The sequence below is a fragment of the Microcoleus sp. T3_B1 genome, assembly GCF_036700445.1.
Lineage (GTDB): Bacteria > Cyanobacteriota > Cyanobacteriia > Cyanobacteriales > Microcoleaceae > Microcoleus.
Genome location: NZ_JAUBOX010000036.1, coordinates 38074 through 54802 on the forward strand (window position 1 = coordinate 38074; position 16729 = coordinate 54802).

The following is a 16729-nucleotide window of genomic DNA, read 5'->3' on the forward strand; positions in this document are numbered from 1 at the left end:
TATGCTGAAGTTAGCTAAAGAATTTATGTTTAACCTCATGTATATTTCTCCAGAGCAAGACCAAAAAATTCGCTACACCCTGCGCGAGTGCGGTCAAGAAGCTTACAAACTCGCAGCCGAACCTTTTGAAGTGTCCGAGAAAGGGCCCAACGACTACGTGACGAGTATAGATCAATACCTAGACCGACAACTATCGGCAGCATTTAGCGCTTTGTTTCCTGAAGACGGCAGGATCACCGAGGAAAACGTCGCCTCCAGAACAGCTTACGGGGCCAATTACCAGCGCCTCTGGTGCATCGATCCCCTCGACGGGACTGAAGAATTTATTCGGGGAAAGCTGCACTACGCTTCGATGGTGGGGCTGCTGCTGGAAGGGGAACCGGTGGCCGGCTGGCTCTACGCCCCGGCTTTTGACCAAATGTATTTTGGTGGCAAAGATTGGGGATTGTTCCAAAGTGTGGGAACCCAAGCGTCGCAGCCGATCGCGCTATGCAAACCCCCGGCCCCGACAGCGGAAAATTGTAAAATTGTTCTCGGAGACAAAGACCAAAAAAACTACGCCCGGGCGATCGCCCAAAGCATCCCCGGAGCAGAATTTTACTCGCTGGGCAGCTTTGGCTTAAAAGTGATGGAAGTTATCTTCGGTCGAGCTGGTTTGTACCTGTATCTCAACGGCAGAGTTAAAGTATGGGATACCGCCGGCCCTCTGGCGCTAGCAAAAGCAGCCGGATTGGTGTGTTGCGACTTGCAAGGTCAACCACTGAGGTGGACTAAAGATGCGATCGAGCCGGAGACTCTGGCCCACACGCAGTCAATCGCGATCGGCTGGCCGGAATACATAGAACCTCTGTTGGGCAAAGTTCAACAGGCAGTGGCAGGCTTGTAAACCCGTTTAAGATTAAAGAATCTGTCAATTTTACGTGAACCGGGCCTCTGCACCCTTATCATCAATTAAAGGAGCAACGGATTGTTTGTGTTCCCAAACATCGATCGTTCCCTAGCTGTTGGGTTTCGCCTAATCATATTTCCCACCTCCGCGATTTTGCGTCAGGAACCTCAGCCCCGACGGCGTGAGGCTTGGAAGAGTAATCCGACAAGCCATTCTGACCAGCTATCGTCTTAACTGACTACGTTTTTTGAGTCACGACACTCCTTGAATGCGAAGCCAGTTTTGGGCTCTGTCGCTGAAGGTTAAACAGCCCTAATGTCACTGGGGCAGTGCTTTGGGCCCAACAAGCTCACTAAACCAAGGCGCAGGCTAACATCACCCCGAAAGGGAGGCTCGAAAGAGCAAAACACTATGCGTACAGGGCTGGGAAGTTTGAGGCGGTAATTGTCCCGCTGAAAGTGCAACACAAAAGCACACTCCCGCCAACCAGTCCCAAGGCGGTAGTAATCAAAAAAAGACAATATAAAGCCGTCCTAGAAGGACGGGGTTTCTACCCATTTTTTTGATGAAGACAGAAGCTTTCAGTGAGCTATTCCCTCTATTTAAGGGTGCTAACCCAGAAACCTTGGGAGGGCTGCTATCAAATGCCGTCAAGCATGAGTATCCCCCGGGCCGAGCTGTGGTGATGGAGGATTCTTGGGGCAACGCGATTTACTTTGTCGTGTCTGGCTGGGTAAAAGTCCGGCGCTTGTCAAACGATCGAGCTGTATCAATGGCTATTTTAGGACGGGGTGCCTTCTTCGGCGAAATGGCCATTCTGGACGAATCTCCCCGATCGAATGACGTACTTGCTCTATCGCCCGTGCGACTTCTCAGCGTCACAGCTCAGCGATTTATCCAAACGCTGTTTAAAGACCCGCAATTGCACCACCGGATGCTGCAACTGATGGTGCGGCGGCTCCGCCAAACCAATCTCCGCTATCAACTCCGAAACCGCCAGCCAGCGGTTAAACTAGCAAATACTTTAGTCGAGCTGGCAGAAAACTACGGTCAGAAAACTGCTGAGGGCAAAGATATCTTCAATATCCCTTATGAAGACTTAGCGGATGTGACAGATATCACCCTAGATGAAACCAGCAAAATTATGGAAAAACTCGATAGTAAAGGTTGGATCAATATCGATCCAGACCGCGAAACTATCCATTTGATCAACCTCAAGCACTTGATTAATTTGGCAAGTCAATGACTGATGTTACTTCTTTGGATACCTCGTCGGCTGTCGGCAACCGTCAGGGGCAACTAACACCACCGACAATTCAATATTCGGTGGCGATGCCGAATCCTGAATCCCACCTCTTTGAAGTAACTTTGCGCGTGCAAGGTTGGTCGGAGCCGGTTCTGGATTTAAAAATGCCTGTCTGGACTCCCGGTTCTTACTTGGTTCGAGAGTACGCCCGCCACCTGCAAGATTTTAGCTCCCAGGCGGGCGATCGAGCTTTACCTTGGCGCAAGCTCAGCAAAAATCACTGGCAAATCGAGACCGATTCGGTGTCAGATGTCACGGTTTTCTACCGCATTTTTGCCAACGAACTGACAGTGCGAACCAATCATTTAGACTCGACGCACGGTTATTTCAATCCGGCGGCTTTGTGCTTTTTCTTGCCCGGTTTTGAAAGCAACTGCTACACCGTAACCGTTGTGCCACCGCAGCCCGAATGGCGCACCGTTACGACTTTGCCACCTGTTTCTGGCCAAAATCTTACTTTCGCTGCGGCGGATTTTGACACTCTCGTAGACAGTCCTTTTGAGATTGGCTGTCACGAAGTATACGATTTTGAAGTGATGGGAAAAGCCCACCAGCTAGTTGTTTGGGGAAAAGGCAACTTAGAACCAGAACGCACGATTCGAGACATCCAAAAAGTGATCGAAGTCGAGGCAAAAATGTTCGGCGGTTTGCCTTACGAACGCTATGTGTTTTTCCTGCATTTGTCCGGCTCTGGTTTTGGTGGTTTGGAGCACAAGGAGAGCTGCACTCTCAACTATCCGCGTTTTGGTTTTCGGGCTAAGGAAAAGTATGAACGCTTTATTCAGTTGGTAGCTCACGAGTTTTTTCACCTGTGGAATGTCAAGCGCATTCGACCGAAAGCTCTGGAAGTATTTGACTACGAAAAAGAGAATTACACTCCTTCTTTATGGTTCTCTGAAGGCACTACCAGTTATTACGATTTGGTCATTCCTTTTCGAGCGGGTATCTACAGTGTGAAAGGTTTTTTCCAAGGTATGGCTAAGGAAATTACTCGCTTGCAGACGACTCCGGGGCGGAGCGTGCAGCCTCTGAGCGAGTCGAGCTGGGATGCTTGGATTAAACTTTATCGTAGGGATGCTAACAGCGACAACTCGCAGATTTCCTATTATTTGAAAGGGGAAGTTGTTTCGTTTTTGCTCGATTTGTTGATTCGAGCCAAACACGGCAATGAGCGATCGCTCGACGATGTGATGCGTTTGATGTGGCAGCAGTTTGGCAATGCTAATTCTGCCCAAAACGACGATTTTGACCTGAAGTCGGGAACCGACGGCAAATCGGCGCATTTGACCTCAAACGGACAGTTAAATTCTCCTTCGCTGCCAGCAGAAATAGGCTTTACTCCCGAAGAGTTGCAAAGTGCGATCGAGTCCGTCGCCGGCATCGATTTGAGCGACTTTTTCGCCCGCTATATTGACGGTACAGAAGAGTTGCCTTACAACAAGTATCTGCAACCTTTCGGGCTGGAACTCACCGCAAGTGAAACTAGCGAAACACCTCGCATCGGTTGGACGTTGGGAACCGAAAACGGGCGGGAAATGGTTAAATTTGTCGAAGTAGGATCTCCGGCACAATTGGCAGGAATTGATGCGGGAGACGAGTTGCTGGCGATCGAAGGTTTTCGGGTAAATTCAGAACAAGCGGGCGAGAGACTAAAAGATTTCAAGCCTGGGGATATCGTCTCGGTGACAGTTTTTCACCAAGACGAACTGCGGACTTGTCCTGTTACTCTCGCCCCGCCGCGCCCGATGCGTTACTCGATCGTGCCGGTGGAACAGCCCACCGCTATTCAGAAACAAAACTTTACTGGATGGCTGGGAGTTCCTTTATCGAAATTGTGACCTAACAGAAGGTGAACGGGAAAGAAAAGACCAGAAGAAATCAAGCTCAATTCCCAATTCCGCTAGCATCCTCCTGGTAAAATTGAATCACCCGTAAATACTCAACTATCATTCAGTTTTTCGACTGACAGTTAACAGTCAACAGTCAACAGTCAACCATAATTCCGGTTGCACCGGAATTAATATTACCAATTACCAATTTTGATTATGCAAACCCCACCTCCTCCATCAATTACGCCCCGCCAGATGAATCTGCTGAGGATTGTTGCTTCTATGGCCTGGGCTGACGGCCAACTCGCGACAGAAGAAGTTAATTTAATGCTCGATCGCTTTTGTCGTTTGTTTGCCCCAGATACCGACGGACAACAAATGCAACAAGAACTGCGGGATTACGTCATGCAAAATATCCCCCTTGACGAGTTGATCGGCCAACTAGAAACTCAAGATGAAAAGGAATTAGTCTTGCAACTCGGCTATGAAGTGATTTCTTCTAGTTCTCGCACTCCTGACGAACCAAAAATTAACGCTGAAGAAGCCGCAGCTTATCAAAAATTAGTGCAGTTGCTCAATCTTCCAGAGGATGCGGTCAAGCGTATTGAAGCTGAATCATCGGCGGGAGATACTTCGGAGGGAATTGTCGAGAAGATGGCTCACAAATTAGAAAAGTTCATCAAAGGTTAATTTAGGACTTGTGCGCGCTTTGCTTAGAAACCCGGTTTCTTCCTAGATTTCTCGTTACTCAACCTGGAATTTTTCGTAGAAACCGGGAATAAGCCCCCCATCGGTAAGTCTTGTTATCTAAGTATCGGAATAATATTTTTATGAGTGCAACTATTTACAACTAAAGCTGAAGGGAAATAAAGCGGATTGTGACTCCCAATTTGCTAAGGAATGAGAATTAAATAACTTCCACAAGTTTGTGGGATGGGCGTCCCGCCCGTCCAAAAAGGACGGGCGGGACGCCCATCCCACAATAACAATTAAAAGTGTAAGTTATTTAATTCGCGATCCTTAGTCGTGACGATGCGAGAAACGCTTTAGTTTTGTGGAATTTAGCAGCAGGGCGGACAGTCACAGCCGCCGCCCCTGCGGAAACCCGGTTTTGGTTGATTAATTAATCTTAGATTCAACGCTAGATTTTTCCGATGTCGCCACTGCTTTAATCTCTGAAATCGCTTTCCGGCTGAAAATTTGGAAGTAGAGGGAAACAAAAAACTCTTTGACTGGAAAAATGATAAAAGTCAAAGGATTAATTGTCACGATGATATTGCGGGCATCAGCTTTAGCTTGTTTGACAACTTGCTGCGCTACCCAGTCGGGAGACATGATGCCGATCGGGTTTAAGTTGCTTTTAAACGGCCCTAAAATCAGTTTGCGAACGATGCAGGGTGCGTCTAGCCGCCGCAGGGTGACTAAATCTCCCAGGGCGCGTTTGCTAAGTTCGTACAGGGGACTGACAGCGGGAATTACTTCTGCTTCGGAAGTGTTGATCCAGACTTCTTTGCAAGCGATGTTTTCGTTAGTGCGGACTGTTAAGAAAAAGAGTTCCATCAGCCGCCACGCGGAAAAAGTGTTAATTTCGTATGAGTTTGCGATCGCCTCTCCTGTTCTTTCTCCGTGTACATTAATCCCGTGATTAATGACGAGAATATCGATTTTTTCTAAAAATAGGGCTAAGTCTGCCTCTTGGCCAGCTTGCCAAGTTACGGTTTTTATAGGTAAACTTTCGCCGTCTAAATTCAAAGTAACTTCCTCATTTCCAGAGGAGAGGGCGATCACTTTTGCACCAGCTTTGTGCAGGTGTTTGAGAAGCGAACGACCTAAAGTTCCCGATGCACCGGTGACGGCTACAGTTTTGCCTTTGAGAGAAAGTGCTGTACCCATAAGTTTATCTATTAAGGTGAAAGTACCGCAATAGTAAGCATTTTGATTGTCGAAGTGATGCCGCCAGTGATAAGGTTTATTAACTAACCACTTGCCAGGGGGAGTAAGGAAGTCTCCCGGTTGGTGGGTGATGTCGGTTAATTCGTCTGCGCCTTTGATGCCGCACCCGCGGGCGATCGCGCTCAACAAAAAGCCTAAAGTATAAATACAACCGGCGGCTGCACCCCAGTGATATTCCGGCAGCCCAAAATAAGCTACAACCCACAGCAACAAGCCTAAAACCATCATCGCCGCACCTTCGGGCACGTCGTGACGCCAGTGTGCTTGCTTGTAAATAGTTTCGCTGACGGGGGTCAAATTCGGGCGGAAAACGCGGTGATGCCAAGTGTGCAGCTTTTGTAGGGGGGCCCAATAATGGGACACGACGTGATAAAAGTCTCGTATTATTTCTGCCCAGCAGACAGAAGCTATTGCCACAGCGCCGACTATCCAGTAATTTACCATGCTCACATTAGTTTGAAATTTGAGATATTAGAGATTGTCTGTTTTGAAAGATAACTCAAAATGGCTTTTATTGCTAGTCTGGAAGTTGACTCAGGCGTTTTAAAATCTGCAAAACGCGGTACAATTCATTGCTGGGATTGGAAATAACAAATTCAGCCGATCGCGCATACTGGGGAGTTTCGCCTCTAACTAACTTGACAAAATTGAAGTTAGCACCTGTGGAAATCATTCCAAAAGTAGGAGTTTCTGGGTTCGGATCTGCCAGCATATATGTCAGGAGTTGTGCGAGTGCTTCGTCAGTTGAAAACGAAAGTTGTTTGGATTCAATTACTGTCACCCACAAGTTTGCTTTCATAATTAGGGTATCTATTCTGCCTTCGATGATTCTGCCTTCGTCTTCCTCTTGAATTGCGATCGACTTTTCGGCTTTGACTTGAAAAGGAGACTCATACAGACCGGCAATAAACAAAATGGGGCTGATAATTGTTAGCTTGACTGCATTTTCCCATACAGGCGGGTTATCTACCAAGTTGAAGTATATGTCTTGAACGCGATCGAGCAATTGTTTTTCTGAGTCTGTTACTTCGGGTAAGTTTTCTTGCCATTCTCGGAAAAATTCGCTGTTACGAACTCGCTGTAAACCGAAGTTATCGATTAGATAGCGGAGGTTGACATCTCTTGCTTGTAGTTTTTGCATTATGATTAATAAAGGGTTTTATGGTTATTAATAACTTTAGCAGAATTTGGATTTTTAACCGCAGATGAACGCAAATGAACGCAGATGAAATTCTGAGTAAGTTAATTTGGCCCAGATGTCTGTTCATTGGGATTTGCGATCGGCAATTGGCTGTTTTTGTCCCGCTTGCATTTCCAGCAATTTTTGAACAATCTCATTATGCCTGATTGTTCAGCTAGGTCGAAAATTTGGTAAATTAATTTTTTTTGCCAAAGGTCGATCGCACTCAATCAATACTGAGGCAAAAACCGGGTTTTTTTTAGGCAAATCAATCGTGGTTCGCCGCCGATTCCGATAGAAAAACCCGGTTTATTGATCCAAAATCTACGCTTTTAGGCTCCGCAACCATAAAACTAGATGATGACACCCTGTGCGTCCAGAAATGTATCTACAATCTGCAAGTTTGCCGCGCCCTTTCATCCTCCGGTTCTTGCCACCCAAAAGCAAAATGGCTCACCGCATTAATTTGCGGCGTCGCCGAGCGAATTGCCTGCATTTGAATCTCCAAAGACGGCCGATTTTTAAGAGGTTTTCCCCAATCTCCAGCAATCGCAGGAATAATTTTTGCTCCCGCAGGCGCTAAACTCACTGTCCGCTGCACCTGTGGCACAATGCAGCTTACATCCCCGCAATTTCCGTAAGACATGGCGTGGAATTCTATAGCAGCCGGAAATGTGTCCCAAGGCTGCAACCTCGAATCATATCCCCCTTGATTTATCGCTTGATTTGCAGTGGGAAAAAACACTGCTCCTACAGGAATTCCCATCCTTTGAGCGGGTTGAATTGCTATCCCCAAAAAATCTAAAATCCCTTGTACTGCGTGAGCAACGCTCAGTTTCCACAGGTCTTTTTGCAGAGTGCCGGTATCGGGAAGCGGCGGTGTCGGTTTTGGTGTGGGAGTTGCAGGGTTGGGCTTGTTAGTGGCGGGAGTTGTTGAGGCCGATCTTGATGCGGCATTCGGCCTTCTAGAAGCTGGAGTTGTTACTGACATCGCCTGCGGAATTCGCCCCTGCCAAAGAGGTTCTCGCTCAGTTGGATACTGTTTGACTACTGCTTGAACGTCATTAGTATTGATAAATCCTTTAGTCAAATACCGCTGAATTAAATCTCGCCCTTGCTGATTGTTAGCCCGCTGCAAAAGAACTTGCTGGGATGCTGGGCCGTAAATCCACAAGTCTTGAACTTTGGTAGCAACTGAAGCGGGTCCGATGCCCCTTAGATAGCGAATGTAGTCGAATAACATTCCTTGCGGCTTGCGCTTAAGTATTTGATTTACTAACAAAGTATAGTCTTGCCGTGCTTGTGGGTTGTACGGATCGATAAAGGCTTGATTGCCCGGAACTTCTCCGAAGTCCTCGTTAATTGCTGCCTCTTCGCTTACTGTTAAACTTGTCTGATTTTTACCGTTGATAGCGAGGGTTTGCTGTCTGTCTGGACGCTGAGAATAGCTATAGCCAAAGTTCATGGTAAATAACCAGGCGTATACTTTTAAACCTCGCTGTTTGCCTTTGGCGATCGCCTTTTCTAACAAATCGTATTTCTCGTAACCGCGATTTCTCACAACAGAAGGCCAAGCCGTTGGATTGTCTGCAACTGGGAGCAGCACTTGACCATCGTAAAATGTTTCTATATAGACTTGGTTGTAGCCTTTATTCACAACTTTGTCTAATACTCGATCGAGTTCTCCGGGTCTGACATCGCAGGGATACAAACGCAGCCAAACTGCTTGGGTTTCGGGCCAAGTTTTTTTGCGGCATTCTGCTATTTCCCGCGCGTGTTTGTTCAAAACAGCAAAATATGCTTGCTGAGATTCCCGTTTTCCCGACAGCGCGGCGCGGCGCAAGTCTTCTTTTTGATTGACTTGTTCTGGGGATAATTGGCAATAGGCTGATGTTTGGGCCAAAGCTGGTTGATTTCCGATAAACGGCCACACAAGCTGGCTGATGAAGCTACTGGTTAAAACAGCAGTTACCGCACTTAAAAAGCGTCGCTGGTGTTGAAAATTCGCGATGCGAGTTGGTGCAATTTTCATGGGAGAATTGAATGGGGTTTTCTGGTTTAAATTGGGTGGCATCGCAAAAATGCGATCGCGCTCAACAAGCAGCTACAAATTTTCTACTTTTTTCGGTTGACCTAGTTATGGCACAAGTCGATCGCACAATGCAAATTCTATCTGGCGGCTATTTAAATTCCATAAGGGCGATCGGGTAAGACAAGACTCCGCGATTAAACGGTTTTGCAGTATTTTTTCACTAAATGCTGCATAAAAAAGCGCCTGGATACAGTGGGCGCTAAAAGCAGTTGATATTTCTACTAAAAATTGTTAACACTCAAATATCAAGGATGAAAGATGAATTATTAAAATTTATCCTCGATCCTAAATTTTGAGATTAAGCTCCTCTGTTAAGAGCAGCTTCAATCTGCTGAAATTCTGACTCAAGACGCTTTTTCAATTTTTCAGGAACCGGACGGTTTGGATAGGAACTGTAATGTCCTGCCAAAGAGTTTAATGCCGTCCGCATTGTCGTGAAAGAGGCGAGCTTGGTAAGAGCGGGATCGCGGCGATATTCAGCAAAAAAATCGTTGATACTTGTGCGAGCCTTGGCTTGAGCGGCTGCTTTTTCCGGCGTGCCCTCTGGCAAAGTGAGCGCTGTTCTCAAGCTCTTAACTAATGCTAATGTGTCTTGACCATAATCTCCACTCAGAGTGGCGGGAACATTGGTACAGCCCGCTACGCCGATGACAACAACTAATACCAGGGCTAACAGACGGGAAATGTAATGCTTCATAAAAAATTCGGTAAGTGGGAAACTCAGTCACGAAGAGTGCTGAGAGGGAAACGACTCGGCGGTTGAAACCGGCGTGAATCTTTCCATTACCGCCTTGGGATTGCTAGATTCGGTGTACTTTTGTAGTGTACTTTCGATGGGACAATTACCATCTCAAACTTCGCAACCCTGTACGCATAATGTTCGCTCTTTTATGAGCCTCCCTTTCGGGGTAATGTTAGCTTCGACAAAGTTAACGGCCGGTACTATATCTAGGACACTGATTTAACCCAATAAGTCTGTTTAATCCTAAATTTCTAGAGCAAGGAACTAGCTTCGCATCCCTTGGTAGGTCTTTAAACTCTTACCGTTAACGTAGTACGCGAGGTACTTAGTCTGGTCAACTGTGGTTTAAGTCTTAGGCTAGAAGCCCAGTGTCTTTAGACCTGGGTCGTTGACAAGGTTTAGAAAAATGGAAGCGAAAGCGGCAATCAAAATTAACCTTTATCCTATCTCGAATTGACCTAATAATGCCACTTTCTACATTTTTTTGTTCTCATACCATGAAACAGAAAATTTGTCAATCTAAAATCTAAAATCTAAAATCTAAAATCGATTGATTTGTCCAGCAACGACGGAGAGAATTTGGGTTTGTCGCAGCCACTGAGCATCAAAAGCGCCTAGGTGAGTTGTAGTAATCAGAGTTTGAAATCGTTCTTGAATTGTTTCTAAAAGTTGATTTTGGCGGCTCAGATCGAGTTCTGCAAGTACGTCGTCGAGCAAGAGTAAAGGCGCTTCGCCGACGACTTCTTCAATAAGCTGCAATTCGGCTAATTTTAATGCTAATACCAGAGTTCGCTGCTGACCTTGGGATGCGTATTGACGAGCTGGGGTATTGTTAATTGTAAATGTAATATCGTCGCGGTGGGGGCCGACTAAAGTGGTTCCTTGAAACTGTTCTGCGATCGCCCTTTTTTGAATTTTCTCTAAAAATGCTTGCCGCACTCCTTCGAGATTATCTTTAGCGATAAATTCTGAACTTACTTCAATATTAGCATCGTATTTCACATCCAAAACTTCTGCTGAACCGCTAATTGAACGGTGCCAATTTCGAGCTAAAGGCATCAAACGCTCCAAAATTCGATCGCGCCTGCGGATGACGCGAGCGCCCGCTGTCGCCAACTGCGCGTCCCACAAAGCTAATTCCGAACTGGGAATTGGGAATTGGGAATGGGGAATTGGGAATGGGGCATTGGGCATTGGGAATTCTGCGATATTTTGGTCTTCGGGAGTTTCAGATCCGATAAATCGCATTTTGTCAAAACTGTCGGAAAATTCCGCTTTCCTGATTTCTTTAGAACGTTTCAACAGAGCGTTTCTCTGGCGCAAAATTTGGTTGTACTGCTGCAAAATGTGAGCGTAAATCGGTTCTAATTGGATGACTAGGCGATCGATCCAATTGCGCCTTCCTTCGGGCCCGCCACGCACTAAGTCCAAATCCAAACAAGAAAATTGCACTACATTTAAGACGCTCAAAAAGTCTAAATGGCGACGCAGCGGTTCACCATTGAGCTTCAGTGTCCGACGCGCCCCAGAGCGAAGAGTTAAAGCTAAGTCGATCGCTCCGGTTTGACGTTCGAGTGTAGCATCAATTTGCCCGATCGGCTTTGAGTCGAGTATTAAATCGCGATCGCGCCCTACCCTATGACTTTTTAATGTGGAAAGCAACTCTACCGCTTCTAACAAGTTAGATTTTCCTTGAGCGTTATTTCCTACTAAAATAGTTTTGGGAGCCTCAAAGGCTACCTTTTGATCGAAGTAGTTCCGAAACTGCCGTAGGTGCAGCGTTTTTAAATACATAATATAATGACTGTTGACTGTTGACTGTTGACTGCTGACTGTTGACGTGGGTTATTGATAATCACCCTGCCAGAAAAATCTTTATTTTTCTTTGTATTTTTAAAACATAGTTTTTTCAGTCCTCATAGCGAGGACTTTTGCTTTGAGGCAGGGGTTAAAAACCCCTGCGGGATATCTTGCGGATGTTGAGAAGAGCGCGGAATGAGAGCCATCTAACGAATAATGAAACATCGCTCACTATCCGTCAGCCGTTAACACTATTTCCTAGATTTGTTGTAAAAGCGCACAAACAGTTTTTCCATTTCAATCCAGACAAACATCAGAGCGCTGAAACCGAAGCAAACTAGCAACTCAAACCCCGTTAAATAATGAGTGCCGAAAAAGGCTCTCAGTGGCGGAACGTAAATCAGCATTAATTGCAGCATAGTAGTCACAATTACAGCCCCCCACACAAAAACATTAGTGAAGGGATTTAACTCGATAGTTAGCTGAGTGTTAGACCGAATTGCGATCGCGTGACCCATTTGCGCCAAACAAAGAGTTGTAAACACCATTGTTTTCCAAGCTTCGGGATCTCCAACATGGTTAGGGTTGGTGGTATATCCGTAAGCCCAGGACATCATCGCGATCGTCAAAATTGCAAAAATAATCCCGACCCGAATCATGTAAGAACCCAAACCCCGCGCAAAAATACTTTCTCGCGGACTGAAAGGAGGCCTTTTCATCACGTTCGGTTCCCCCGGTTCCACGGCCAAAGCCAAAGCGGGAACGCCGTCTGTTACTAAGTTCATCCACAAAATTTGCAGAGGCGTCAGCGGCACTCCTCCCAAACCCATTAAAGGTGCGGCCGCAATTGTCAAAACTTCGCCGATGTTGCTGCCCAAAATGTATTTAATAAAGCGGCGAATATTGCTATAAACCACTCGCCCTTCTTCAGCGGCGGCGACAATAGTTGCGAAGTTGTCGTCGAGGAGCACCATATCGCTAGCTTCTTTGCTGACATCGGTGCCGGTAATCCCCATTGCGATGCCGATATCGGCTTGTTTCAAGGCTGGGGCGTCGTTAACGCCGTCGCCGGTCATGGCGACAAATTTGCCCCAACTTTGCAAAGCTTGGACAATCCGCAATTTGTGTTCGGGGGAGACGCGGGCGTAAACGCTAACCTGTTCGACTTGCTGTTTGAGTTCTTCTTGGCTGAGCTTTTCTAATTCTTGACCGGTGAGAACTCGATCGCCCTCTGTTGCAATACCTAAATCGTAGGCGATGGCTTTGGCTGTCAACTGGTGGTCTCCTGTAATCATCACCACCCGAATGCCAGCATCGCGGCACTTCACCACTGCTTCCCGCACTTCCGGGCGCGGGGCATCCAGCATACTGACGAGTCCCAGCCAAATCATGTCTTGTTCGCTGGTTTCCTCAGAACCTTCGGGCGGCAAGTTTTCCCAGAGTTTGTACGCAAACCCGAGGACTCGCAAACCACCGCTTGCCATGTTGTTGTTTTCGACGAGGATGCGATCGCGCATTTCCTGGGTTAAAGGTTGTACTCGATCGCCGACTATAATGCCTTTGCAGCGCTCCAAAGTCAACTCTGGAGAACCTTTGGTCAGCATCAAATAATTCGGCTGCTGTCCTTCAACTGCTGGAAATCCCGAATGTCCCGATCGGCCTGGCACTTCGCAAATCACGCTCATCCGCTTGCGTTCGGAAGAAAAAGGAAATTCCGCCGTCCGTGGCAGCAATTGAGACTGTTTTTCCTTATAAATGCCTGCTTTTCCGGCTACACACAGCAGAGCTCCTTCTGTGGGGTCGCCTAAAATCTGCCATTGTTGCTGTTCTTGTTGCAATACTGCGTCGTTGCAAACTGCACAGGCAATTAATAAAGATTCGAGTTCTGGATATTCCTCTAAATTATTAATTTTGGCCGATGTCAGGCGATCGGTAAAATCTCCGATCGGGGCATAGCCGTCGCCTGCTACGGCGACTGTGCAGTCGCCCGTCGAGACTAGCTGAACTACCATTTTATTTTGAGTCAGAGTACCTGTTTTGTCAGAACAAATGGTAGTAACTGATCCCAAAGTTTCTACTGCAGGCAGTTTGCGAATCAGGGCGTTTCGCTTCACCATCCGCCTAGTTCCGAGTGCCAGAGTGACTGTCACGACTGCTGCGAGTCCTTCGGGAACCACAGCCACAGCCATGCTTAGAGAAACTTCTAACAACTCTTCAAACCTGCTGGTATCGAACCCGATGCCGCCGTTTTGGAAGGTAATCATGCCGCCGATGACGACTATTGCGACTAAGGCTAGGGCTCCGGAGACTAGAACATTTCCCAACTGGCTCATCCGCTGTTGCAGGGGAGTCGGTTCGGTTTCTACTGACTGAAGCATGGTGGCAATTTTGCCCAGTTCAGTTTTCATTCCGGTGTTGGTGACGATCGCCTTTGCTCGTCCCTGAACAACTTCTGTGCCCTGAAAAATCAGGTTGAGTCGATCGCCCAAGGAAGCATCTTCTGGAAGTTCTAGCTCTGCTTGCTTGGTTACTGCTAGGGCTTCTCCTGTCAAAGCAGATTCTCTGACTTGCAGATTTGATGTTTCGATCAAGCGTGCGTCTGCTGCTATTTTTACCCCAGCCTCTAACAGCATCACGTCTCCGGGTACGAGTTCCTTGGCGGCTATTTCCGAAGTTTTGCCGTCCCGCACGACTCTGACTAGGGGGGAAGCCAGGTTTTTGAGGGCTGCGAGGGCTTTTTCAGCACTTTGCTCTTGGAAATAGCCGAGAATGCCGTTGAGTATGACGATCGCAAAAATGGCGATCGCATCTTTGGGAAAAGTATTTGACCTGATGTCCAAAAAAGCCGAAATCACGGCCACACCCATCAGCATCAACAACATGATGTTGGTGAACTGATCGACAAAAATCGACCACGGACTGCGGCCTCCTGTTTCTTCGAGTTCGTTGGGGCCGTATTGCTGCAAGCGTTCTGACACCTGTTTGCTGCTCAAGCCAGCGTCTTTGTTGCTGCTGAGCTGCTGGAGAGTTTGGTCAATTGCTACGGTGTGCCAAGAAGAGGGAGAATTTGAAGACATAAATTACGATCGATCGTGGGGCATAAAGGTGGTTGTGGCCGGACAGCTACAGCCGATCCATCTGGCTGATTACAGTGAGAGAGTTTTAAGTTTTGAGTTCTGAGTAAAAAACTGTTTAACTTGGGACTGGTTTGGGGCCGTTCGATGCCGGGGAAGCAATAAGCTTTTAACTTTAATGCGTCTGGTGGCTCGATCGCGCCGTTTGTAGACCTACGGCTGTTTTCGTATAGTAAACGAATTCTTGTAAACTCTTAGAAGATAGCGGTAGACATTGGCAGTATGTAATAGGATAGGCTACCGTTTAAAACCAGCGCCGAAGCATCGGACTAAGCGAAAAAGTTTCGTAGTAAGCGTAACGGCTCAGCCCCCAAAAACGTAACGCATTGAATAGCGCTTTCAATATTTTGTTGAAAGCTTTGAGAGATACCTCCCTATTAGGGATCGCTAAAAGCGATGCCCGATCTGCCATACACAGTATATCGAGGCGCAATCCTGGATTTACCGGGTTAAATGTATCTGATAGCACCTATCCACCTTACTACTAAAAATTAGCAATTTCTTCGGCTTTTACCCAATGCCCAACGGCTGAGTTTAGTCTTCAAATGGTGATATTTCCGGCAAAAGCTGAGGCTCTGGCGAGGGGCTTCAAAATCTTGGGGATTTTTCCCACACCGAATTTTGCAGGCCTCCTGACATTGGGCAGAATTTTTGCTTTTTTCCCTATTCCCCCAGCCTTCTATTACCAAAACTTTAATTTACTTAACACTTCTTAACAATCCCGCTTTTCCACAGAAAGCTAACAAAGGCGATCTGCCCACGGGACGGTTTGGGGGGGTTCTACCCCCACAGCAGGGCGATCGAAGCAAACTCTTCGTTTACGGATGCCCTCGCGCATCTACCCTCGGAAGGAGATTTGCCCGCAATTGCACCCCAAATATTTACCTTCTTAGAGAGATAAGTTTCTGTAATAATTTGTAATAAACAAACGCAGGCGAGCATTGTATAAAGATTATCAGAGGGTTGAAACGACAGGCCAAAGTTAACAAAAACCCTGATTGACAAGGTTTGTCGCATCTCATAAAAGGTGTAAAATTTTCTAAGGTTTCTTAAACCTCCGTTGCAATGTAACAATAGTGCAGGTAGCGGAAAGGGAGAGATCGATGGGACCAGCAGATTAGCTGGCATCAAATTTCAACCCTTGCAGGCACTCGTAGCCTGAACAAATTTAACTTAACGGTTTTATACCGCAACCAAACTCAATTAACTCAAATAGGAGAGTTCTTTCATGTTTGACGCATTTACAAAAGTGGTTTCCCAATCAGACGCTCGCGGCGAATTTCTAGCTCCGGGTCAACTAGATGCTCTCAGCAGCATGGTTTCCGACGCTAACAAGCGGATTGATGCAGTAAACCGCATCACCGGCAACGCATCCAGCATCGTAGCCAATGCAGCTCGCACCCTGTTCGCCGAACAGCCTCAACTGATCGCTCCTGGTGGCAATGCGTACACCAACCGCCGCATGGCAGCTTGCTTGCGCGATATGGAAATCATTTTGCGCTACGTCACCTATGCAACATTTGCAGGCGACGCCAGCGTTTTGGACGACCGCTGCTTGAACGGTCTGCGTGAAACATACCAAGCTCTGGGAGTTCCCGGTGGCTCAGTTGCAGCCGGCGTGCAAAAAATGAAAGAAGCAGCGATCGCGATCGCTAACGACCCCAACGGCGTTACCCGTGGTGATTGCAGCTCGCTGATGTCTGAAATCGGCAGCTACTTCGACCGCGCAGCCAGTGCAGTCGGCTAAAAATAGCCAAGCGAACCTTTCTTGTAAAGAAGCGAGCATCGCATTTTTGCAAACAAT

12 protein-coding genes are annotated in these 16729 nt (G+C 47.0%); 6 read left to right on the plus strand and 6 right to left on the minus strand.

The features are described 5' to 3' along the window. The first annotated feature begins 1 nt into the window (after position 1). From QT990_RS19680 to QT990_RS19695, 4 genes are all read left to right on the plus strand, one after another. Positions 2-886 (plus strand): inositol monophosphatase family protein, encoded by an 885-nt coding sequence (locus QT990_RS19680; protein ID WP_333310711.1) that lies wholly within the window; start codon positions 2-4, stop codon positions 884-886. A gap of 568 nt (positions 887-1454) precedes the next feature. Continuing rightward, positions 1455-2135: a Crp/Fnr family transcriptional regulator gene (locus QT990_RS19685; protein WP_333104596.1), complete on the plus strand. Its 681-nt coding sequence runs from the start codon at positions 1455-1457 to the stop codon at positions 2133-2135. After that, complete coding sequence (locus QT990_RS19690; RefSeq protein WP_333465662.1) at positions 2132-4033, plus strand: M61 family metallopeptidase; 1902 nt, start codon at positions 2132-2134, stop codon at positions 4031-4033. Before QT990_RS19685 ends, QT990_RS19690 begins: the two co-directional genes overlap by 4 nt. Positions 4034-4240: 207 nt before the next feature. Then, positions 4241-4714, plus strand: a complete 474-nt coding sequence (locus QT990_RS19695; protein ID WP_333310707.1) for a TerB family tellurite resistance protein — start codon at positions 4241-4243, stop codon at positions 4712-4714. Between the two features lie 429 nt (positions 4715-5143). Here the strand turns inward: QT990_RS19695 and QT990_RS19700 are convergent, their stop codons facing one another. The 3 genes from QT990_RS19700 to QT990_RS19710 form a co-directional block, all read right to left on the minus strand. Beyond that, on the minus strand, positions 5144-6421 hold the full coding sequence (locus tag QT990_RS19700) for a bifunctional sterol desaturase/short chain dehydrogenase (RefSeq protein ID WP_333146116.1): 1278 nt from the start codon (positions 6419-6421) through the stop codon (positions 5144-5146). Between the two features lie 73 nt (positions 6422-6494). Beyond that, positions 6495-7118, minus strand: coding sequence for a restriction endonuclease subunit R (locus QT990_RS19705; protein WP_333146114.1), 624 nt, complete (start codon positions 7116-7118; stop codon positions 6495-6497). A gap of 427 nt (positions 7119-7545) precedes the next feature. Next, a complete protein-coding gene (locus QT990_RS19710; protein WP_333146112.1) occupies positions 7546-9189 on the minus strand; it encodes a family 10 glycosylhydrolase in 1644 nt (547 codons plus the stop codon). Positions 9190-9200: 11 nt separating this feature from the next. On the opposite strand from QT990_RS19710, the gene QT990_RS19715 reads away from it, so the two are divergent. Beyond that, positions 9201-9368: a hypothetical protein gene (locus QT990_RS19715; protein WP_333146110.1), complete on the plus strand. Its 168-nt coding sequence runs from the start codon at positions 9201-9203 to the stop codon at positions 9366-9368. A gap of 179 nt (positions 9369-9547) precedes the next feature. Here QT990_RS19715 and psb27 read toward each other — a convergent pair whose 3' ends face one another. The 3 genes from psb27 to QT990_RS19730 all read right to left on the minus strand — a co-directional run bounded on the left by psb27 (position 9548) and on the right by QT990_RS19730 (position 14868). Beyond that, positions 9548-9946 carry a photosystem II protein Psb27 gene (psb27, locus tag QT990_RS19720; RefSeq protein ID WP_333107406.1) on the minus strand — a complete coding sequence of 133 codons (399 nt, stop codon included), beginning with the start codon at positions 9944-9946 and terminating at the stop codon, positions 9548-9550. A 585-nt stretch (positions 9947-10531) separates the two neighbouring features. After that, the gene (locus QT990_RS19725; protein WP_333146108.1) at positions 10532-11785 is read right to left on the minus strand and encodes a DNA replication/repair protein RecF; all 1254 of its coding nucleotides are present in this window, start codon (positions 11783-11785) and stop codon (positions 10532-10534) included. Between the two features lie 257 nt (positions 11786-12042). Further along, positions 12043-14868, minus strand: a complete 2826-nt coding sequence (locus QT990_RS19730; RefSeq protein ID WP_333146106.1) for a cation-translocating P-type ATPase — start codon at positions 14866-14868, stop codon at positions 12043-12045. Positions 14869-16153: 1285 nt separating this feature from the next. Here QT990_RS19730 and QT990_RS19735 point away from each other — a divergent pair. Beyond that, positions 16154-16672 carry a phycocyanin subunit beta gene (locus QT990_RS19735; protein WP_333146104.1) on the plus strand — a complete coding sequence of 173 codons (519 nt, stop codon included), beginning with the start codon at positions 16154-16156 and terminating at the stop codon, positions 16670-16672. The last annotated feature ends 57 nt before the right edge of the window (positions 16673-16729 follow it).